This window comes from Lentzea sp. NPDC036949 (assembly GCF_055608075.1).
Genome location: NZ_JBVJRA010000007.1, coordinates 25,144 through 44,859, shown reverse-complemented (window position 1 = coordinate 44,859; position 19,716 = coordinate 25,144). Strand labels below are relative to the sequence as shown.

Sequence of the window (19,716 nt, the reverse complement as noted above, 5' to 3'; positions counted from 1 at the left end):
CCGGCGAGGAGGTTGTATCTGGGGAGCAACCCCGGCCTCCGCAGGTCGTGACCGCAAGGAGTCGACGTGACCTCAGCATCCCCGATCGCCGCGCTCGTCAGCGCGGCGGCCGAGGGCGACCAGGGTGCGTGGAACGAGATCGTGGACCGCTACACGCCGCTGGTCGTGTCGGTGATCTACAAGCACCGGCTGCGCCCCGCGGACGCGGCCGACGTGAACCAGACGCTGTGGCTTCGGCTCGTGGAGCAGATCGGCCGGCTCCGCGAGCCCGAGGCGCTGCCCGGCTGGATCATGACGACCACCCGCAACGAGTGCCTGCGCGTGTTGCGCGTGCAGCAGCGGACGCACCTGTACGACCCGCTGTCGGAGTCCGACGCGCTGGAGTCGGAGCAGGACGCGGACGTGGAGGCGGACCTGCTGGCGGTGGAACGGCGGCAGGCGCTGCGCGACGGGTTCGCCGAACTCACCGAGCAGTGCAAGCGGTTGCTGACCAAGCTGATGACCGACCCGCCGCCGAGCTACCAGGTCGTGAGCGAAGAGCTGGCGATGCCGGTCGGCAGCATCGGGCCGACCCGCATCCGCTGTCTGGAGAAGCTGCGCAAGACGACGGCGATCTCGGCGTTCCTGGGATCGCCAGCCAAGAAGGCCACGCAGGTGAGAGGAGGTGTGTTGGGTGCGGCACGACTGGGACAGTGACGAGGTGTTGCTCGACGCCTTGCGCGACGCGGTGAGCACACCGCCCGCCGATGCGGTTCCACCGGAGTTCCTCGAAGCCGCCAAGGCGGCCTTCACCTGGCGCACCGTCGACGCGGAGCTGCTGCTGATCACCTCGTACGACTCGGTGCTGGACGACACGCTCTTCGCCCGCGCCCGCTCGACGTCCACGGCGCGGCAGCTGGTGTTCGACGCGGACGGCGTCACGCTGCAGGTCGAGGTGTCGGCGGCCGGCGTGACCGGGCAGCTGGTGCCCGCGGACGGCGACGTGACGCTGGTGTCGCCCGCCGGCGACGTGGAGACGGCGCCGGCCGACGAGCTGGGCATGTTCGTGATGGGCCCCGGCCCGCGCGGCCCGGTGCGGTTCCGGTTCGCCGGCGGCTGCACCGACTGGTTCATCCTCTGACCACACCTCGCGAGAGGCGCGCTGTCGTGGTGCACGTACCGCTGCACGAGTCCGGCGTGCACGTCACCGGCGCCCCGGCCGAGCCGCGGACGCCGGCAGCACACCCGATCGGGTGCTTCTTGCTGTCACGCGGGGGCCCCGCGTTCCCCTCAGGGTCACGCAGGGCCCCCGCGTGCACTTCACATCAGGCGGCGTCCACGAACGTGGACGGGCCGACGGTCACCGCGGCGGAACGGAAGTTCGCCTCCACCTCGGCCTTCTCCTTGGCGTTCGGGTTGGGGTTCTTGCACGACGTGCCGGCGCTCGCACCGGACATCAGGTCGGTGCACAGCCCCGTCCTGCGGTCGGGCATGCCCAGCAGGTGCCCGAACTCGTGGGACGAGATGCGCACCGTGTCGTGGCCCTCGTTGACCGCCTGACGACCCATGACCCACCGGCCGCGGCCGAGGCTCGTGACGTAGGCGCGGGGCCACTGGTTGTCCACGGTGACGGTGATGTTCGCGGCGCCGGTCACCTTGACCAGCCGCACGTTCACCACGCTGTTGTTCCACACCTGGGCGCCCTGGTCGACGGCCGCCTGGAACTCACCGGCACCGCTCGAGTTGTACGTGAGGGTGCGGGGCGCAGCTTCCGCGGTTCCGACGAGGCCGACTGACAGGGCGGCAGCGCTGGCAACCACGGCAATTGTTTTGCGCAGGAACACAGGAATCTCCTCGCAATGCAGGGTAATTGCTCCCCGACTGTATCGAAGCAGCGTTGCCGCACAAGAAGAGTCAAGTGTCAATCAGCGCCGGAACGGTCCAGACACTTCGTAGGTGATCCCGCCGCTGCTGCTGCCGGACGTGCCGCGCTGCGAGGAGAAGTACAGCCTGCTGCCGTCGGGCGAGAACGCGGGACCGGTGATCTCGCTGCTGCTCTGGCCGGGAACCCGCAGGAAGGGGGCCACGACACCGGCCGGCGTGATGATGCAGATCTCCATGTTCCCGCCGTCCTCGGCGACGAACAGGTCGCCGCCCGACGACCGGGTCACGTTGTCGACACCGGTGAGCGGAGCCGTTCCGCTCGTCACGAGCGAGTCGTCATAAGTGAGGCTGATGGTGCTTTGTGATGCGTTGTAAGCCCACACCCGGCCGTCGCCTTTGGTGGTGAACCAACAGGTGTCGTCGGCGTAATAGCAGCCTTCGCCGCCGTTGAACCGCTTGGCGCCGCTCACCTGGTTGCGCGTGGCCGTCGGGCTGCCGTCCGGGTCGGGCACCCGCGCCCAGCCGACGCTGCCGGACGTGCCGCTGCCGCCGGTCATGACCTCCAGCGTGCCGGAGCTCAGGTCGCCCCACGTGGTGGGCGTGAAGCGGTACAGGCACCCGTCCGGCACGTCCTCGGTCAGGTAGACGACCTTGCGCACCGGGTCGGCCGCGCACGCCTCGTGCTTGAACCGGCCCATCGCCGGGCGCTGGACGGCCGCCTTGACGCCCCACGGGTCGGTCTCGTAGACGTAGCCGCGGTCGACCTCCTCGCACGACAGCCACGTGTTCCAGGGCGTGGCACCGCCGGCACAGTTCACGTTGGTGCCGCTGAGGGTCCGGTAGGCACCGGTGATGGTGCCCGACTGGTCGAACTTCACGGCGCCCACGCCACCGGTGGAGGACACCTCGCTGTTGGACACGTAGATCCAGCCGGTGCCGTCGGCGAAGCACGCGCCGCCGTCCGGTGCGGGGTGCCAGGTGTAGCCCGTGCCCGCGACGCGCTGGCCGGAGCGCGCGATCACGCGGCTGGAGAAGCCCTGGGGCAGCATGAGCCCGCTGCTGTTGACCGGTTGCAGGGAACCGTAGGGGCTGGGACCGGGCTGGGCCCCGGCGGCGAAGGCCTCACGCCAGTTGGCGCCACCGAACGCCGCCGCTGCGGTCCCGACGACTGCGACACGAAGAAAGTTCCGACGCTCCATGCCTTGGAGCGTGCCGCAGATGGGGGCCGCCCGGGATGAAGGTCAGGCGAATGACCGTTGACGCGCCGGGGTGAACCCGCGGCGGACGCGGGACGGGGGCGGCGGGTCCGCCGCCCCCGTTCGCGTTCAGGCGAACGACGGTTGCCGCAGCGCGTGCTCCACCAGGGTGATGAGGATCTGCTTGGTGGACTGCCGGTTGCGGGCGTCGCACGGGATTATCGGCACCGACGAGGCGATCGTCAGCGCGTCCCGCACCTCCTCCGCGCGGTGGTGCATCAACCCGTCGAAGCAGTTCACCGCGACCACGTACGGCAGGTCGCGGTCCTCGAAGAAGTCGATGGGCGCGAACGCGTCGTCGATGCGGCGGGTGTCGACCATGACCACGGCGCCGATGGCGCCGCGGACCAGGTCGTCCCACATGAACCAGAACCGGTGCTGTCCCGGCGTGCCGAACAGGTACAGGATCAGGTCCTTGTCCAGCGACACCCGGCCGAAGTCCATGGCCACCGTGGTGGTGACCTTGCCCGGTACCGCGGACAGGTCGTCGACCCCTACCGAGGCCTGGGTCATGACGGCCTCGGTGGTCAGCGGGGTGATCTCCGAGACCGAGCCGACGAACGTCGTCTTGCCGACGCCGAACCCGCCCGCGACGACGATCTTCGCCGATGTCGTGGTCAGGTCGGCCCCAGGTGACCCCGGACGACCCGGAGCACCGTTGCTCATGGGAACTTCTCTCTACTCAGGACAGAACAGCTCAGGCTCGCATCGAGACGTGCAGCTGGGCGCGGATCTCCGGCGTGAGCTGGAGACCGACCCGCTCCACCAGGCGGGTCATCGCGTAGCCGATGAGCCCGATGTCGCAGTTGGGTGCGGCGAGCACGGCGAGGCAGGACCCGTCGCTGATGGACATCAGGAAGAGGTAGCCGCGTTCCATCTCGACGACGGTCTGCTTGACGTCGCCGGCCTCGAAGCAGCGCGCCGCGCCGAGGTTGAGCGAGACGAGACCGGAGGAGACGGCGGCGAGCTGCTCCGCCCGGTCGTGCGGCAGTCGCTCCGACGTGGCGAGCAGCAGCCCGTCCGCCGAGACGACGATCGCGTGAGCGACACCGGCGACCCTGCTGACGAAGTCCTCGACCAGCCAGCTGAAGTTGTCCAGTTCCTCAGTCGCGGTGGTCACTGGTGTTCCCTTTCTGCGATCACGGGGATGTCCCCGACGGCCGAGTCGAAGAGCGAGTCGCGGCCCATCTGGACACCCTTCTGGTACGTGGCGAACCGCTGGCGCAACCGTTCAGCGGAACGACCGCTCGCGGCGACGGTCGCCAGCTGCGGCACCGGTGAGGACGGCTTCGGGGTCGAGCCGGGCACCAGGCGCGCCTTGGGGACGCGCTTGGGCAGCCCGTTCTCCGTCGTCTGCGCGGGGGTGCCGGACTCCAGCGCACCGGCGGCACGCCAGCCCTCGTCGGCCGAGCCCCAGTCGGACGCGAAGTCGGCGACGGCACGCGGCACGGCCGTCGGGGCCTCGGTCTTCACGGACTCCGGCGAACGCTGCCGCTTGGGCAGGCCGTTCACCGTGCTCGGTTCTTCCTCTTCCTCGTCGGACGTGTGCTCCACCGCCGGGACCCCTGCCGGTGCGGGCACCGACGGGGACGGGGACGCGGACTCGGGAGCGGCCGGCGTCTGGAACCACCGCGACAACGCGTCCGCGGAGATCTCCTCGTCGTCGTCGCTCACCGCGGGGAAGATCTCGGTGGCGGCCTCGACGGGTCGTTCGACCGGCGGCTCGTAGGAGTACCGGTCCTCGACGGCGGTCTCCTCCGCCTCGATCCGCGCGGTGAACAGGCCGTCCGCGGACGTCTGCTCGATGCGGTGGCGCCCGCTGGGCTCCTCCTCCGCCGTCTCCGCCGACGACACCACGACCGGGTACTCCGGCGTCCACTTCGGAACACCGGAGAGGCCCTCGCCGGTGCTCTCGACGGCGGGTGCCGGCGAGGGCGCGACGGCCGGGAGCGGCAGCGCGGGCGGCGGGCCCTTGTGCAGCAACGAGGCCGGCAGCACGACCTGGGCGGTGACACCACCCTCTATGTCGTCGTTGTTCGCCAGCGTCACGCGGATGTCGTGCCGCTTGGCGAGCTGGCCGACCACGTACAGGCCCATCTCGCGGGCCACGGAGACGTCGACCTCCGGCGGCTCGGCGAGCTTCGCGTTGAACTCGACGACGTCCTGCTCCTGCATGCCGACACCGCGGTCGTGGATGCGGATCGCGACCTCGCCCTTGCGGGTCTCTATCGTCCGCACCGTCACCTTGCTGGTGGGCTTGGAGAAGGCCGTGGCGTTGTCGAGCAGCTCGGCCACGAGGTGCGCGAGGTCGTTGACCACGCGGCCCTGCACCATGAGCTCCGGCGTCGGCGCGATCTGCACGCGCGCGTACTTCTCGACCTCGGAGACCGCGGCGCCGAGGACCTCGGCGATCGCGACGGGCCGGGTGACGCGGCGGTTGACCGTCGTGCCGGAGAGCACGAGCAGGTTCTCGCTGTTGCGGCGCATCTGCGTCGCGAGGTGGTCGAGCTCGAACAGCGACGCCAGGTGGTCGGGGTCCTGCTCGTCCTGCTCGAGCCGGTCGATCACGCTGATCTGCCGCTCCACCAACGCCTGCGAGCGCCGCGACAGGTTGATGAACATGTCGTTGACGTTCGCGCGCAGGGCCACCTGCTCGACGGCGAGGCGGACTGCTTCGCGCTGCACCAGGTCGAACGCCCGCGCGACCTGGCCGACCTCCTCGGTCGTGTTGAGCGGCACCGGGACGATCGCCTCCTCGGCGGCGCGTTCCGGGTCGCGGTGCGACCGGATTCGCTTGATCGCCTCCGGCAGCTGGTTGCGCGCCACGTCGAGCGCGCTGCGGCGCAGGATGCGCAGCGGCCGCAGCATGGACTGCGCGACCATCGCCATGAGACCGAACGCGAGCAGCAGCGAGATCGCGACCAGTGCCGCGTCCCGCCAGGCGTCCGAACGCGCCGTGTCGGCGAGACGCGTGGTCGTCGCGTCGGCCTGGCCCTCCAGGTCGCCCGCGACCTGGGCGACCAGGTTCGCGGTGTCCTGGCCGATCTTCAGCACCTCGGCGTCGGTGATGGTGATCGTCTCGCGCTCGAAGTCCTGCGCGAGCGCGAGCCGCACCAGCCGGTTGCGACCGTCCACGGCGGAACCGGACACGACGTCCTGGAACCGCTGCCGGTTCTCCGCCGACGCCAGGTCGTTGAACTCCGTGAACGCGGCGTCCAGACGGGACTGCGCGGCACGCAGCTCGTCGGCGGCACCGGGCGCGAAGCCCCTGCGCAGCGCGGTGGACGTCAGGATCGCGTTCTGCTGGCCGAGCTGCTCCTGGGCGCTGTAGAGCGCCTGCGCGGCCGTGACCAGCGGCACGATCTCCGGCTCGCTCAGGCTCGACACCACGGCCCGGTGCACCTGGCTGAGCGAGGCGCTGATCTGGTTGTACGCGCTGATGACAGCGACGTCCGGGTACTTCGTGCTCAGGATGGTCACCCGCAGGCTCGCCAGTCCGTCGAGGGACTGCAGCGACTTGGTGAACGACTCCTGGAGGGGCGCGCTCAGGCCGGAGGCCGTCGCGCCCGAGTTCCGGTACTTGTCCAACTCCGTGTCGGTAAGACCGGTCTTCGCCGCGTGCTCGGGGCACGCGTTCTGCCTGCCGGCGGCCACACACTGGACCGCCCAGTCGCGCTCGACCTGCAGAGCGCTCTCCACCTTCGCCGCCTGGTGGCTGACAGCGAGCTCGCGCTGGACTTTGCCGAAGAGTTCGACGTCGTCGAGCTGGGTGTTCAGCCGCAGGCCCGCGAGAGTCGCGGTGCTCAGGGCCGGAACCAACAACACCACTGCGAGCTTGCTCCGCAACCGCCAGTTGCGTAGGCGGAACCGGTCGATGCCTCGCTGGTCCTCACGACCGCGCACCGTCAACACTCCCCGCCCCGTTTAATAGCTGCAAACCTGGTGGATCTTGGAGTAAAACGCACCGTTCTCATACCGCCGTTCGGACGACAAAACAGCTGGTTCGAGAATCAACAACTGTGCAGGGGCGGCTAAACGGCCCCTTGCCGATAATTCTTGCGGCGCAGACGACCGCCGCGGGGGGCTTTCGATCACGGCGCGATCACAGCCCCCCGCGCTGTTCGTCAACTACCGGAGGGCTGGATGAGCATCGGCTTCACGTCGAGCTCCTTGTCCAGCATCCCGTAGCGCACCATCAGCTGGACCACGCGCTGCAGGCGGGTCGCGTCGAGCGTCGTCGGGAACGCGCCGAAGTGGACAAGACCTGCGGTTTCCTTGTCGACCTTGGCGTACTCGACCAGCAGCGGCTCCACCGTGGGGCGGTCGGTGGCGTCGGCCTGGCCCTTGGCCATCGCGCGCTGGAACGCGGCGACGGTCTTCGGGTTCTCCTTGGCGAACGCGCCGGTGGTGGCGTAGCCCGCGATCGGGATGTTGTCCGTCGGGCCGGTCGCGGCGTCCAGGACCTTGATCTGGCCGGCGGCGCGCTGGGCGCGGGTGATGAACGGCTCGACCATGAAGGCCGCGTCGACGGTCTTGTTCTGGACCGCCGCCTGCATGTCCGGGAACGGCATCTCCTTGAACTTCACCGAGTTCACGTCGACGTTCGCGGCTTCGAGGGTGGCCTTCGCGGTGAGCTCCGCAATGTTCCTGAAGGTGTTGATCCCGATGGTCTTGCCGGCGAGGTCGGCAGGACTCTTGATGGCCGAGTCACCGTTGGCCAGGATCAGGAACATGTCCGGCTTGGCCTGGTAGCCGTCGGAGATCAGCTTGAGGCCGTCGACCGCCTTCGCGGTGTCCTTCGCCTCCGCGGCGAAGAACGAGACCCAGTTGCCGAACGTGAAGTCCAGGTCCTTGCTGATCAGGCCGGGGATCGCCTTCGCGCCACCGTCGATGACCTTGAGGTTGACCTCAAGGCCCTCCTGGGCGAAGTAGCCCTTCTTCATCGCGACGTGGACCGAGGCCACGTCGAGGATCGGCAGCACCCCCAGGGTGATCTTGGCCTTCTCGACCTTGCCGCCGCTGTTCTGGTCGGCCGGGGGTGACTGCTCTTCGCCGCCGAGCAGTCCACAGCTCGCCACGGTGGCGAGCAGCGTGGCGAGGGCGATGCCACGGACGGCGGTGCGGCGGACTCTTCGAGTCATCGGGAGCACTCTCCTGTCGGAGCGGTGTCGTCGTTGCGGGGATTTTGTCGCGACGGTCAACCACTCAGAGTAATGACGCTGCTCCAAAAGACCCCAGTTGACCGACACGAGCAGGTTCCAGTCCACTACCTGCGGTGAGCATCTAAGCACAGCAGGTCTAGGGCTAGGAGAACCCCAGTTGAAGCGCGCTGTAGCCGTCGTCGGCGCCGGGCCGGCCGGTCTGACCTTGGCAAACTTGATCCAGCAGTCAGGCATCGACTGCGTGGTGCTGGAAAGGGCCAGTCGTGCCCACGTGGAAACCCGGCCACGGGCGGGAGTCCTCGAACACCGCTCCGTGACGATGCTGGAGTCGCTCGGACTCGCCGATCGTTTGCTGATGGAAGCAGACCGTCACGGAACGTGCGAATTCCGGGTGAGTGGACAGGTGTTCCAGGTCGCGTACTCCGACTTGTACGGCGGCCGGGAGCACTACGTCTACCCCCAGCAGGAAGTGGTCAAAGACCTGATCGGAGCATTCCTGGCCGCCGGTGGTGACATCCGGTTCGAGGTCAGTGACGTCGAGTTGCGGGATCTGACCAGCTCTCACCCGTCCGTGGCCTGGACCAGCGCAGACGGGGTACGCGAAGAAGTTTCATGTGACTTCGTGGCGGGCTGCGACGGATTCCACGGGGTGTCCCGTCCGAGCATTCCCGAGGGAGTGCTGACGGAGTTCACGCACCAGCACGGGATCGAGTGGCTCACCATTCTCGCGGAGGCCCCTCCGTCGACTAAAGCCGTGATTTACGCGCTGCACGCCGACGGTTTCGCCGGACACATGCTGCGCAGCCCGTCGGTATCGCGTTTCTACCTCCAGGTGCCGGTCGGGACAAAAGCCGAAGATTGGTCGGACGAACAGGTCTGGGAGGCGTTGCACAAACGCTTCGCGCTGCGCGACTCGTCGTGGGAGCTGAACGAGGGCAAGATCATCGAAAAGCGCGTCCTCGACATGCGCAGCCATGTGGTCGAGCCGATGTCCTACGGGCGGCTGTACCTGCTGGGTGACGCAGCCCACATCATCACCCCGGTCGGCGCCAAGGGCATGAACCTCGCCATGAACGACGCCGCAACCTTCGGACGTGCACTGATCGCCTACTACGACACCGGTTCCGAGGACGGGCTGAAGACCTACTCAGACGACTGTCTCAAAAGGGTCTGGCGGGCCCAGGAGTTCTCGCAGTGGATGGTCAACATGATCCACACCGATGTGAGCTCCCCCTTCTTCGGACGGTTGGCGCAGGCCAGGTTGGAACACCTGGCCGAGTCCCCTGCCTACCGGGCGACCTTCGCCGAGAACTATGTGGGGCCCTAACGGGTGAAATCCCGGGTCCCCTAACGAGTGATCTCGATCCCCTAGGGACCTCGTTTCGTCACGATCTGGGGCCAACTCCCGATGCCGGGGGATGTCGATCATCCATACGGTTCAACCCGACATCCCCCGATCACCACATCAGGAGCCTGGTTCCATGAGCACCCTGCACGACTTCACCCTCTCCCTGCTGAGCGACCTCGACGCCCGCGAGGCGTTCCAGCTGGACCCGCAGGGCGTGCTCGAGTCCGCCGGGCTGGGCGACATCACCCCCGGTGAGATCCAGGAGATCCTGCCGCTGGTGCTCGACACCGCCTCCGTGGCCAAGGTCGACGCCCTCGACGACGTGCTCGCGAACGCCGGCGACATCGCCGCCGCGGACCAGCTGAAGCTCGTCACCGGCAACCTCGACGGCCTCACCTCGATCACCGACGTCGCGAACCTGGGCGCTCCGTCCGCCGTGACCGCGCTGGTCACCGACTTCGGCAACGTCGGCGACGTCGCCGGCACCCTCGACGTCGTCTCGGACGTCACGACCGTCGTGCAGGACAACTCGGTCGTCAGCACGGTCACCCACGTCGCGGACGTGCAGGACGTCGTGAACACCGACGTGCTGGTCAAGGACCTCGACACCGACGTGCTCGTCAAGGACGTCGCGAACACCGACGTGCTGCTCAAGGACACCGACGTGCTGGTGAAGGACGTCGCGAACCTCGACCTGGACGTCGAGAACGTCGTGGACGTGAGCGACAACGTCGTGCAGGACGTGGCGCAGGTCGGCGACGTCCACAACTCCGTCGGCCAGGTCGTGGGCGACCTCAACGTCGGCGACCTCGACCTGCTCGACGGCGGCCTGGGCAACGGCAACGACCTGAACATCCACTTCTGAGCCACCGGCAGCGCACGGGCGCTTACCGCCACCTGTGAGCGCCCGGACCACCCTCCCGCACACCTCGCACGGTGACGGCCTCCTCGTCGGCTGACAGGCGTTCTGACAGCCCCGTCCGTGCGACGCGGAACGGCTCCGGACCACCGCGGTCCGGAGCCGTTCTGCGCGTGGATTTCCCGTCGTCCGCACCGGGTCTGCGGCAGCTTGGTCTTTTTCCCAGGTTTTCCCAGTAGGGCTCTGCACTCACGCCCGGTGGTACAAAGTGTCCACTCCGCGCTCCAGCACCCGGCGGACACCGCGGAGGTCCACCCGCGACCCCCGCTCGCCGCCCGTGTCCGCCAGACGCCACACGTCGGCGGGCTCCACACCGGCCGGCAGGTCCAGGTACCACGAGAACCCGGCCGGTCGCGGCGGAGCGCCCGCCTCGACGAGGTAGGAGTTGACGAACGCGTTGACGACGTCCTGGTCGGGGAGCAGCGGAGCCGGGGTGCGCACGACCCGGCGCGGGCCGGCGACCCACGCCAGCAGCAGCGAGAACCCGTTGTCGGACAACGGGAGCAGCCTTCTGCCCTGCAACGCCACCACGCGGCCGGGTGGCGCGGCCGAGATCTCCTCCGGCTCCGCGTCGACGATGAGGAACAGGTTCCAGTCGCTCACGCGGCAGAGTGTGTCAGGAGCTGACGGTCTCGCTGAGCGACTCCCGCTCGGCCTCCGCCCACTTCTCCACGTCGAGCGAGGGCTTGCCGACGTTGAGCAGCCGGGCGACGCGCGAACGCAGTGCCACGAAGGCCTCGTCCGTGCGCGTGGTCACCTGGTCGCGCTCGGCGGGCAGCGGCACCTCCAGGTCGGCCACGAGACGCGCGGGAGAGCCGGACAGGACCAGGATGCGGTCACCCAGGTACACCGACTCGTCGATGTCGTGCGTGACGACCAGGACGGTCGTGTCGTGCTCGCGGCGGACCCGCAGCAGCAGGTCCTCCAGCTCGAAGCGGGTCTGCGCGTCGACGGAGGCGAACGGTTCGTCCATTAGCAACAGGGCCGGCCGGTACGCCAGCGCCCGCGCGATGGCCACGCGCTGCTGCATGCCGCCGGAGAGCTGCCACGGCCGCTTCTTCGCCGCCTTGCCGAGCCCGACCCACTCCAGCGCCTCGGCCGCGCGGGCCTTGCGCTCGGTGCGCGGCAGGCCGCGCAGCGGGAACTCCACGTTGCCCTGCACGGTGAGCCACGGGAACAGCGACCGCTGGTAGTCCTGGAAGACGACGGCGAGGTGCGAGCCCTTGAGGGACACGTCCCCGCGCGACGGCTCGATGAGCCCGGAGATGGTGCGCAGCAAGGTGGACTTGCCGCAGCCAGAGGGGCCGACCACGCAGACGAGCTCGCCGGCTCGCACGGTGAACGACAGCCCCCCAATGGCTTCGTAGTCGCCGTAGGTGTGGCCCAGGTCGGCCACCTCAAGCATGTTGCTCATCACGACTCCTCGGTTGCCAAGCCAAAGCCCTGCGTTCCACCGCGAGCAACGCGGTGTTGAGTCCGTAGCCGAGGACGCCCAGCAGGACGATCCCGGCCCACATGCGCGTGTAGTCGAACTCGCGCTGCGCCTGCATCAGCTGCGAGCCGATGCCGTTGTCGGTGGCCACCAGCTCGGAGATCACCATCAGCACGAGCGACAGGGAGAGCGAGACCCGCAGTCCCGCGAAGATCTTCGGGGAGGCCGCGGGCAGCACGACGCCGAGCACCCACTGCCAGCGCGGGATGCCGAACACCGCGGAGGTGTCCACTTTGGTCACGTCGACCGAGCGGGCGCCGTCGACGCTGTTGAGCAGCACCGGCCACACGACGCCGAACACGATCGTCGCGAGCTGCATCGACGTGCCGCCCTTGAACAGCAACAGGAACACCGGCACCAGCGCGGGCGGCGGGATCGAGCGCAGGAACACCAGCAGCGGCCCCGCGTACTCCATCGCCCGGTCGGACCGGCCGAGCAGCAGACCCAGCGACACGCCGATCACGCAGGCGATCGCCCAGCCCGACAGCAGCCGGCCCACCGACGGCAGGATGTGCTCGGTGACGTTCTGCGGCTCCAGCACCCACCACTCGTAGGCGGCGGCGACGATCTGCGACGGCGGCGGGAAGAACGGGTCGTCCGCGAGCCAGCCGAGGACCTGCCACACCACGATCAGCACGGCGAACACGGTCCACCGTTGAACGAATCGGTTCACCAGGCCACCCACCGGCGCCGCACGCGCTCGAGACCGTTGTTGAGCAGGACACCGATCACGCCCGCGACCACCGTGCCGGCCAGGACCTGGTCCATCCGCCCGGCGCCGCTGCGGGCCTCCATGATGAAGTAGCCGAGCCCGATGTCGGCGCCGGCCATCAGCTCCACGCTGACCATCACGATGAGCGCGGTGGTGGCCGCGAGCCGGATTCCGGTGAGGACGAACGGCAGCGCGCTGGGCAGTGCCACCCGGAACAGCACGCCGAGGCGGCCGGTGCCGAAGACCCTGGCCGTCTCGACCTGCAACGGGTCCAGTTCGTCCAGCGCGTAGATGGTGTTGAACAGGATCGGCCACACCGCCGCGTACACCGCGAGCGTGATCTTCGTTTCCGGTCCGAAACCGAGGATCACCAGCGCGAGCGGAATCAGTGCGACGGAAGGGATCGGGCGCAGGAACTCGACGACCGCGCGGGTCGCGTGGCGCACGGCGGGAACGCTGCCGAGCACGAGTCCACTCGGTACCGCGACGGCGATGGCGACCACGATGGCGATCAGCAGTGCCAGCACGGTGGCCACGACGTGGCGGAGGAAGACCGGGTCGACCAGCTGCGCGGCCAGCTCTCCGAACACGACGGACGGTGGGACGAGGGCTTCCGCGGGGACGAGGGTGGAGCGTCCTAAGAGCTCCCAGAGCGCGAGGAACCCGGCGATGCCGAGGAGTCCCCTTGTGAACGCACGCACTCGGTCACCCTAGAGAGTTGATCACTCAACCACAATGCGTGTCGAGGCAACTCCGGGGTGTTTCCCGCACATCAGCGGCAGTCAGCAGACCTCGACGCGCTCCGCTTCGCCGAAGCTCTTAACCCATTCGGAGTCCGTGAGCCGCGCACGTCCCTCCGCGCACATCTCGCGGCGGATGCGCCCGGCGTCGAGCTCGTAGGTCAGCAGCTGCGGGTCGGTGCCGCCGCTGCGGACGAGGAAGTCGTCGTGCGCGGGCCGGTAGGTCGCGTACACCGAGCCGCCGTGGCCGGTGACCGAGGCGAGCCGGTCGGGCTGCCTGCCGCCGGGGTAGAGCCGGTACACCTCGAACGTCTGCGCGCGCACGACGGCGATGCGGTCGTCGGTGCCGAACGTGACCCAGGCGCCGCTGGGCACCGTGGTCGACAGGGTGGCGGTGGGCACCGGGGTCCCGCCCGGCACCAGCTGCCACACCTCGACGGTCGACTCGGGGGTGTGCTCGCCCGCGAGCCAGCGGCCGTCCGGGCTGTAGGTGAGCCGGTTGACCAGGCCGGGGCGGACCAGCGGCTGGGCGGCCGGTTCCAGGGTCGCGCCGATCCGCCACTGGCTGATCGTGGTGGTGCCGCCGGCCCGGTCGTGCAGCGCGGTGGCGAGCTCGCGGCCGTCGCGGCTCAGCCCGACGCCGTCCGGGCTGCGCACCGGCATCTGGATCTCCTCCGGCGCCCGGCCGTCGGCGAGGTCGAGCAGGATGGCGCGGCCGCGGGTGTTCGGGTTGAGCAGGCCGGGGTCGGAGTCGTCGTGGTAGCCGACGACCCGTGAGCCGTCCGCGCTGAGGTCCTGTGCGCGGAACCCGGCGGGCAGCCGGTAGAGCAGCGACATCCGGGTGTGGTCGGTGACCGACCACAGGTACTGCCGGCCGCCGGGGTCCTGGGTGATGGCGCGGCGCTCGGCGAGGTGGGTGACCTGGTGGCCGGCCGGGAACCGCTCACCGGGCACGGGGTCGGTCTCGTCGATGCGCCACATCCGGTCGGTGCCGTCGCCGTCGCGCACCGCGGCGAGCTCGCCGCGCGGCCCGGTGAGCACCTTGGCGTTCTCCGCCGGGGTGCCGGTGAACCCGATCCGCCGGGTCCAGGCGTTGGCCAGGCGCAGGATGCGTTCCGCGTCCTGCGAGGGCGCCACCCGGTAGCCGACGAGGGCGAACTTGTCCGCGAACGGCTTGCCCTGCTCCATCAGCGACGTCGACTCGGCCATCGCCTGCCGCCCGAACGCCTCGTCGGTGAGCTGGGTGATGCGCTGCTCGTTGGTGAGCGCGTAGATCACGCTGCCCGGCACGAGCGCCGCGAGCACCGCCGCGACGGAGATCAGCGCCACCGAGCGGCGGGTCTCGCGCCGGGCGCTCAGCTCGACGAACCGGCGTTCCGGCGCGGTGAGGAAGTCGCCCAGGCCGCGGGCCTTGCGCAGCCGGGCACCGCGGTAGAGCGCGCCGGGGTCGCGGTCGCTCGACTCCCACAGCTCGATCGCGGTGACGAGCTGCTGGTGCGTGCGGAGGTTCTCGTGCTCCTCGTCGATCCACCCGCGCAGCCGCGGCCAGCGCAGCACCGCGTCGTGGGCGAGTCCTGCGCCGTCCTCGCCGAGGACGACGAGCCGGGTGCGGACGAGCAGGTCGAGCAGCCGCGGCTCGACGTCGGGCTTGCTGGTCTTGCGCTGCAGGACCCCGTTGCGCTGCATCGAGACCAACCGCAGGAACACGGTGCGGACGGCGCGCTGGTCGGCCTCGTCGAGGGCGGAGAAGAACGTCTCGGCCGCCTGCGCCATGACGTGCTCGATGCCGCCGGACTCCTCGTACCCGGCGAGCGACAGCGTCATGCCGCGCTTGCGCCGCCAGGTCTCGATCAACGCCTGCGACACGAACGGCAACGCCGGCTGGCCCGCCACGTCCGCCACCAGCCGCGCCACGAGTGCGGTCTCGACCGACACGCCGAGCTGGCCGGCGGGCTCGGTGACCGCGCGGCGCAGCTCCTCCGCGGTCATCGGCTCGATCAGGACCTCGTTGCCGGGCAGGACCCGCGCGAGCCCGGGGTGCGCGTGGCAGCGCCGCCGGAAGTCGGAGCGGACCGCGACCACGACCCGCGGGCAGCGCAGCAGCGCGGTGACGAAGCCGGTGGCCTCGAAGGCCTTCTCGAAGTCGTCGACCAGCAGGACGAGACCGGGGCAGTGCTGCCGGACGCGCAGCCGCAGGTGGTCGGGGTCGGCCGCGAGCTCGGCGGCCAGCTGCTCCGCGGTGGTGCCGAAGAGGCCGGCGAGGGCGGCGGCCAGCGCGTCGAGCGGGCGGTCGGAGGGAGTGACGACGACGGCGTGGTCGAACGCGGGCAGCAGACCGGCTTCGAGCAGGGAGGTGCGCCCTGACCCGGACGGCCCGACCACGGCGGTGAACGACCCGCTGCGCGCGAGCACCCGCTCGACCAGCGCCTCACGGCCGAAGTACCTCTTGGCGTCCTTCTCGTGGAACGGTGCCGCGCCGACGTAGGGGGCGCTCGGCTGCAACGGCGAGACCTGCTCGGCGGCGAGCTCCCGCCACCGCGCCGTCCACTCCTTCGGATCGCCGTCGCAGGCGCGCACGAAGGCCAGCGTCAGCGCGAGCGACGGCAGCTTGCGCCCACCGGCCGCGTCCGACAGCGCCGTGGGCGAGTAGTTCGCCCTGCCCGCGAGCTCGCGGTAGCTCGGTTTGCCCGCCTGGTCGCGCAGTCTGCGCAGGTCACCGGCGAACCGGAGCAGCGCGGTGTCCTCCGGCCCCAGCGGTCGTTCCCCTCGTGGCATGCCGCCTCCCGGCCGGATTGTCCACCAGAGGTTCGCCTGGCGTCTAACACCACGCTAACCGCTTGCGACCGGGATGTTCGCCGCCGCGCGAACGTCACACGAACGAGACCCTCGCACCGTCACCCTCGGCCACTCTCCCTCGTGTCACGCGGGGCCCCCGCGTTCCCCTGAGGTGCACGCGGGGACCCCGCGTACCCCCGAAAGGCACGCGGGGACCCCGCGTACCCTCCGGGAGCGGTCAGTCGTGGCACGGTGGTGTGAACGCGAGGCCGGCGAAGTAGCGGTTCCACTCGGCCCCGGTCATCCGCGGGACCGCCTGCTCGCAGATCCGCACCGCCGGGTCGCGCAGGTCGACGTTCCACAGCCGCACCGCCCGGTCCGCCCCTCCGGTCACCACCTCGTCGCCCCTCGGCGTGAGCCCGACGGCGGTGACCGGTCCGGCGTGCCCGCGCAGCAGCGCCAGCTCGACCGGCTCCCCCGCGCCGAGCCGCCACAACCGCACCAGGCCGTCGTCGGTCGCGACCGCGAGGCTGTCCGCGCTCAGCCACGTGCCGGTCACCTCCCCACCGCCGGAGGGGAGCTCCGCCCGCAGGGCCGGCGCGCGCGGGTCGCGGGCGTCCCAGAGGTGCACGGCGGTGCGGCCGGCGGTCAGCAGCAGGTCGCCGGCGAACTGGGCGTGGCCCGCGAACTCCGTGGTGAGCGACAACGGCGTGAGCCGGCGCGGGTCCGCGGCGTCGAGCAGGTGGACGGCACGGCCGGTGGTGACAGCGGCGAGCACGCGGCCGTCGGCGCGGAAGGCGAGGCCGGTGAGCGGGCCCAGGCCGGGCTGGGCGGTGGCGAGCAGCCGGGGGCGGCCGCCGCGCAGGTCGGTCCAGGAGCCGACCGCGCCGTCGGGGCCGGTCGTGACGAGGGTGCTGCCGCGCCAGGCGACCGCGGTGGCGCGGGCGGGCAGCACGCCGAGGTCGCGCGGCTTGCCCAGGGAGATGTCGACGAGGTGGACGGTGCCGTCCTCCCCCACCGACGCGAGCAGGCCGCCCGCCGGGTCCACCGCCAGCGCGACGACGGCGCCGGCGTGCCGGGTGGCCTCGTAGGACGTACGCGGCGCGGGCAGGTCGTCGAGGGTCGTCAGCACGACCAGCCCGTCGCGGTGACCGGTGACGACCTGCTGCTGCGTCGGGCCGACGACGAGCGCGGTGACCTCGGCGTCCGCCGCGCGCAGGGTCTGCACCGGCACCTCCTCCTGGCGCAGCGCGTTGCGGGCCTGCGGGAGCGGCACGAGCCGGTAGGCGGCGAGCGCGACCTGCTGGGCCAGCGCGGGGTTGCCCGACCGCAGCGCACCGGCCTCGGCGACGGCCTTCAGCACGGCGGTCGTGGTGCGCTGCTCCTCGGCGGTCCTGGTGGCCCGCAACGCGAACACCGTCGAGCCGGCGGCGACCACCAGCAGCGCGACCAGTGCGGCGAGCAGCTGGCGCTGGCGGCGGGTGCGGCGCCGCGCGCTCGTCGTGACCTCCTCCTCCGCGGCGCGGCTCGCGGCCAGGAACGCGCGTTCGCGGGAGGTGAGCGCGAGCCCCGCGGGCACGTTGGCGAGCCGCCGGCCGCGGAACAGCGCCCCGGCGTCGCGGTCGAGCGCCTCCCACGTCCGGGTGGCGTCGGTGAGCTCCCGCTGTGCCCTGACGTTCTCCCGGTTCTCCTCGACCCAGCGGTGCAGCGCCGGCCAGCTGCGGATCAACGCCTCGTGCGCGAGCTCGACGCCGTCGCGGTCGACCACCACCAGCCGGGCGGCGGCCAGCGCGGCGAGCACGGTCTCGCCGGCCTCCAGCTCGTCGCGGTGCGCGCGGCGCTTGGTGCCCTCGGCGGTGACGAGCCGCAGCAGCACCCGTTTCACCTGCTCGGCGGGCAGCCCGGCGAGCAGGTCCTGCGCGGTGCGGGCCACGGCGTGCTCGACGCCGCCGACCTCCTCGTAGGCCGCGAGCGTCAGCGTCATCCCCCGCCGGTGCTGCCAGGTCTCCGCGAGCGCGTGCGACAGCAGCGGGAGCACGGCTGCCTGCCCGACCGCGTCGGCCATCAGCCTGGCCAGCAGCGCGGTCTCCACCTTGGCGCCGGCGTGGGCGGCGGGTTCGGTGATCGCGAGCCGCAGCTCGTCCGGTGTCATCGCGCCGACCATGACCTGGCTGCCGCGCAACGCCTCCACCAGCTCCGGGTACTGCGCGCAGTGCCCGTAGTAGTCGGCCCGCGTGCCGATGACGACCTTGGCGCACCCGGTGAGCGCCTCGATGAGCCACGTCCGGCGCGCCTCGCTGCGACACACCGTGAACAGCTCCTCGAACTGGTCGACGACGACGAGCCCGGTGTGCCTGCGGCCGAGCTGTTCGGGCCGCGCGAGCTCGCCGGCCAGCTCCACCGCGTCCTGCCCGGTGAGCCGGGCGAGGGCGAGCGCGCACTCCTCCACCGGGTCGGCGCCGGGCGTGAACAGCAGCACCGGGCCGTCCGTGCGCGCCACCAACCCGGCCTTCAGCAACGACGACTTGCCCACCCCCGACGGCCCGAACACGCCGGTGAAGCGGTGCCGCGTCGTCAGCAGCTCGACCGTGAGCCGCTCCCGGCCGAAGAACTTCGGTGCGTCATCGGGTTCGAACGCCTTGAGGCCGACGTACGGGCTGTCGGCGCCGGCCCGCGGCTGCGTCTCGGCGACCGCGCGCCACCGCAGCTCCCACTCGTCCGGGTCCGCCGCGCACGCCTTCGCGTACGCCCTCGTCACCGCGAGGCTCGGCAGCTTGCGCCCGCCCGCCGCCTCCGACAGCGCCGCCGCCGAGTAGTGCGCCCGTCGGCCGAGCTCGCGGTAGGTGGGGCTGCCCGCCCGTTCCCGCAGCCGGCGGAGGTCCGCGGCGAACTGCAGGAGACCGCTCTCGCCCTCGTCGAGAGGGCGTTCCCGTCTCGGCACCCCGTCATTGTTCAGAGAACTCCGTTCAGCGGCCAACGCCTGACCGTGAACAACCCGTTCGCCCTAACGTCGCCGAACCGGCACCGCGGTGTGCCGTGGGCAACACCGAAATGCCGCCCACGGCTACACCCTTGTTAACAGCGCGTTGTCCACTCGCGTGGAACGAAGCTGGACAACGGGATCGTCCGTAGGTTCGACGGTGCCGGTCACGGGGCGCCGGCGCTGACGAGGGAGATCCTGACGTGACCATTGAGGCGACGACGACGGCACCGCAGGCACCGGTGAGGATGGTCTGCGAAATCGCGCGGGGCGTGCACGTGACCTGGCCGGGTGAGCCGCTGCGCTTCATCCCGGAGGGCACCCGGTTCTTCGTCGAGGCGTGGGTCGGCGACGGCTGGTACCGCGGCCGGCTGCGCGACGACCCGCGGCCGATGCACGTCAACGCGAGCTGCCTCGGCCTGCCCTGCGGCGACTGACCCGCGCCGGACGAGGACCGCCGTCGAGCCGT

General features: G+C 70.6%; 17 protein-coding genes. 5 read left to right on the top strand and 12 right to left on the bottom strand.

Going from position 1 to position 19,716, the window contains the following annotated elements; genetic code table 11:
• The first annotated feature begins 66 nt into the window (after positions 1-66).
• Positions 67-696: an RNA polymerase sigma factor gene (locus ACZ7CD_RS20495; protein WP_360392548.1), complete on the top strand. Its 630-nt coding sequence runs from the start codon at positions 67-69 to the stop codon at positions 694-696.
• Positions 674-1,120 carry a hypothetical protein gene (locus ACZ7CD_RS20490; RefSeq protein ID WP_360392551.1) on the top strand — a complete coding sequence of 149 codons (447 nt, stop codon included), beginning with the start codon at positions 674-676 and terminating at the stop codon, positions 1,118-1,120. The genes ACZ7CD_RS20495 and ACZ7CD_RS20490 overlap by 23 nt, the downstream gene beginning before the upstream one ends.
• A gap of 184 nt (positions 1,121-1,304) precedes the next feature.
• On the opposite strand, the gene ACZ7CD_RS20485 is transcribed toward ACZ7CD_RS20490, so the two are convergent.
• The 6 genes from ACZ7CD_RS20485 to ACZ7CD_RS20460 form a co-directional block, all read right to left on the bottom strand.
• Positions 1,305-1,799 (bottom strand): snapalysin family zinc-dependent metalloprotease, encoded by a 495-nt coding sequence (locus ACZ7CD_RS20485; protein WP_360392554.1) that lies wholly within the window; start codon positions 1,797-1,799, stop codon positions 1,305-1,307.
• Positions 1,800-1,904: 105 nt separating this feature from the next.
• Positions 1,905-3,062, bottom strand: coding sequence for an alkaline phosphatase PhoX (locus ACZ7CD_RS20480; protein ID WP_470379493.1), 1,158 nt, complete (start codon positions 3,060-3,062; stop codon positions 1,905-1,907).
• Positions 3,063-3,188: 126 nt separating this feature from the next.
• Positions 3,189-3,785, bottom strand: a complete 597-nt coding sequence (locus ACZ7CD_RS20475; RefSeq protein ID WP_360392559.1) for a GTP-binding protein — start codon at positions 3,783-3,785, stop codon at positions 3,189-3,191.
• Positions 3,786-3,816: 31 nt separating this feature from the next.
• Positions 3,817-4,239 (bottom strand): roadblock/LC7 domain-containing protein, encoded by a 423-nt coding sequence (locus tag ACZ7CD_RS20470; protein WP_360392562.1) that lies wholly within the window; start codon positions 4,237-4,239, stop codon positions 3,817-3,819.
• Positions 4,236-6,944, bottom strand: a complete 2,709-nt coding sequence (locus tag ACZ7CD_RS20465; protein ID WP_458430927.1) for a nitrate- and nitrite sensing domain-containing protein — start codon at positions 6,942-6,944, stop codon at positions 4,236-4,238. Before ACZ7CD_RS20465 ends, ACZ7CD_RS20470 begins: the two co-directional genes overlap by 4 nt.
• A gap of 299 nt (positions 6,945-7,243) precedes the next feature.
• Positions 7,244-8,260 carry an ABC transporter substrate-binding protein gene (locus ACZ7CD_RS20460; protein WP_360392566.1) on the bottom strand — a complete coding sequence of 339 codons (1,017 nt, stop codon included), beginning with the start codon at positions 8,258-8,260 and terminating at the stop codon, positions 7,244-7,246.
• Between the two features lie 178 nt (positions 8,261-8,438).
• Between ACZ7CD_RS20460 and ACZ7CD_RS20455 the strand changes: the two genes are divergently transcribed.
• Both ACZ7CD_RS20455 and ACZ7CD_RS20450 read left to right on the top strand, forming a co-directional pair.
• Positions 8,439-9,608 carry a 4-hydroxybenzoate 3-monooxygenase gene (locus tag ACZ7CD_RS20455; protein WP_360392569.1) on the top strand — a complete coding sequence of 390 codons (1,170 nt, stop codon included), beginning with the start codon at positions 8,439-8,441 and terminating at the stop codon, positions 9,606-9,608.
• Between the two features lie 154 nt (positions 9,609-9,762).
• A complete protein-coding gene (locus ACZ7CD_RS20450) occupies positions 9,763-10,494 on the top strand; it encodes an IniB N-terminal domain-containing protein (RefSeq protein WP_470379492.1) in 732 nt (243 codons plus the stop codon).
• A 243-nt stretch (positions 10,495-10,737) separates the two neighbouring features.
• On the opposite strand, the gene ACZ7CD_RS20445 is transcribed toward ACZ7CD_RS20450, so the two are convergent.
• The 6 genes from ACZ7CD_RS20445 to ACZ7CD_RS20420 all read right to left on the bottom strand — a co-directional run bounded on the left by ACZ7CD_RS20445 (position 10,738) and on the right by ACZ7CD_RS20420 (position 19,208).
• Positions 10,738-11,151, bottom strand: coding sequence for a DUF5956 family protein (locus ACZ7CD_RS20445; RefSeq protein WP_360392575.1), 414 nt, complete (start codon positions 11,149-11,151; stop codon positions 10,738-10,740).
• Positions 11,152-11,164: 13 nt separating this feature from the next.
• A complete protein-coding gene (locus ACZ7CD_RS20440) occupies positions 11,165-11,962 on the bottom strand; it encodes an ABC transporter ATP-binding protein (protein WP_470379491.1) in 798 nt (265 codons plus the stop codon).
• Positions 11,946-12,713, bottom strand: coding sequence for an ABC transporter permease (locus ACZ7CD_RS20435; protein ID WP_470379490.1), 768 nt, complete (start codon positions 12,711-12,713; stop codon positions 11,946-11,948). The genes ACZ7CD_RS20440 and ACZ7CD_RS20435 overlap by 17 nt, the downstream gene beginning before the upstream one ends.
• Positions 12,710-13,453, bottom strand: a complete 744-nt coding sequence (locus ACZ7CD_RS20430; RefSeq protein ID WP_458430925.1) for an ABC transporter permease — start codon at positions 13,451-13,453, stop codon at positions 12,710-12,712. Before ACZ7CD_RS20430 ends, ACZ7CD_RS20435 begins: the two co-directional genes overlap by 4 nt.
• 81 nt (positions 13,454-13,534) lie before the next feature.
• Positions 13,535-16,267 (bottom strand): nSTAND1 domain-containing NTPase, encoded by a 2,733-nt coding sequence (locus tag ACZ7CD_RS20425; RefSeq protein WP_360392584.1) that lies wholly within the window; start codon positions 16,265-16,267, stop codon positions 13,535-13,537.
• Between the two features lie 238 nt (positions 16,268-16,505).
• Entirely contained in the window at positions 16,506-19,208 is a 2,703-nt protein-coding gene (locus ACZ7CD_RS20420; protein ID WP_470379489.1) for an nSTAND1 domain-containing NTPase, read from the bottom strand.
• Positions 19,209-19,450: 242 nt separating this feature from the next.
• Here ACZ7CD_RS20420 and ACZ7CD_RS20415 point away from each other — a divergent pair, with 242 nt between their 5' ends.
• Entirely contained in the window at positions 19,451-19,684 is a 234-nt protein-coding gene (locus ACZ7CD_RS20415; RefSeq protein ID WP_360392590.1) for a hypothetical protein, read from the top strand.
• Positions 19,685-19,716: the final 32 nt, after the last annotated feature.